Below are 1,454 nucleotides of genomic sequence, written 5' to 3'. Positions count from 1 at the left end.
GGCCAGGTCGGTCCGGCTGCGCCCCAGCCGCCCGGTCCGCCGGGTGCTCCGGGTGCTCCGAACGCTCCGCAGCCGCCCGGCCCTCCCGGTGCTCCTGGTACGCCGCCCGGCGGTGTGCATCATGCCGCGACGATGCTGGCGGGCCCGGGCCAGGTCGGTCCGGCTGCGCCCCAGCCGCCCGGTCCGCCGGGTGCTCCGGGTGCTCCGAACGCTCCGCAGCCGCCCGGCCCTCCCGGTGCTCCCGGTACGCCGCCCGGCGGTGTGCATCACGCCGCGACGATGCTGGCCGGCCCCGGCCAGGTCCCGCCGCCGCAGGCTCCGCAGCCTCCGGGTCCCCCGGGACCGGCACCGCAGGGACTGGCGCCGCAGGGACCGCCGCCCGCATACGGCTATCCGCAGCAGCAGCAGCAGCCGGCCGGTGTGCCGACCGTGGGCGGCGGCTACCAGGCTGTGCTGCGCTACCGCGCGCCCGACGGTTCCGAGCAGCAGCTCATCCGCCGCTCGGCGCCCGGCACTCCGCACCCGGAGTGGCAGATCTTCCATGAGCTGCGCGGGATGAACGTCCCCAACGACCAGGTGCTCGAGCTCCACACCGAGCTGGAGTCCTGTGAGCTGCCCGGTGGTTACTGCGCCCGGATGATCCGGGAGACCTGGCCGCAGGCGCGGATCACCAACATCGCCCCGTACGGCAAGGACCACGCCAGCCGGCAGGGTGGCATGCAGCAGCTCCTCACCCACCAGGGCGAGTTGCACCAGGTCGCGGACGGCCCGGCGCGCCCCGCGCCGGTGCGTGCTCCGGTACCGCCGGTGCAGCCGGCGCCGCCGGTGCCCCCGGAGGCCATCGCTCAGGAGCTGGCGGGGGCGTTCGGGCCGCAGGGCATCTGCCGGTTCGACCAGCGGGCGGTGTCCCGTCAGGGCGTGCCGGAGGTGGTGGCGCGCACCCTGGTGTGGGCGGGTCTGCCGGCCGACTTCGGGCCGTTCTTCTGGGCGCAGCCGGCTCAGCCGGTGGTGCCGACCCTGGCCGAACTGGCCGCGCAGCGGCAGGTCCAGCCGGCGTCGGACGCCGGTTCGTATCTGGTCGTGGGCACCGACTTCGGCCGGGCGATCTGTGTCCAGTACGGCACGGCACAGATCGTGGCGGTGCCGGTGGAGGGCGGGCCCGGCGGGCAGCCGATGGCGCCGCAGTTCGTGAACAGCGGACTGCCGGAGTTCACCCGCTGCCTGGCGCTGCTCGGCCGGATGTGGCGGCTGCGCTTCGGGCTCAACCCGGAGCAGGCGGGCCGCTGGACGGTCGACTTCCAGTCGCAGCTCGCGGCGCTCGATCCGGCGGCGCTGTCGTCGCCGGAGAGCTGGTGGTCGGTGCTGCTGGAGCAGATGTGGGACGGCCTGATCTGACCGCGGTACGCACACGGTCCTGACGCACGGAACCCGGCGTCCGCCCCGCACCCCGGGGC

At 75.4% G+C, this 1,454-nt stretch carries 1 protein-coding gene; it reads left to right on the top strand.

Annotated features, from left to right (window positions below):
- A partial coding sequence (locus tag ACWGI8_RS44260) for an SUKH-4 family immunity protein (RefSeq protein WP_453669276.1) occupies window positions 1-1,395 on the top strand: 1,395 nt, incomplete at its 5' end.
- Window positions 1,396-1,454: the final 59 nt, after the last annotated feature.

The sequence above is a fragment of the Streptomyces sp. NPDC054841 genome (genome assembly GCF_053611045.1).
The sequence above is the reverse complement of the archived record's forward strand: the minus strand, read 5'-3'. Positions and strand labels throughout refer to the sequence as shown.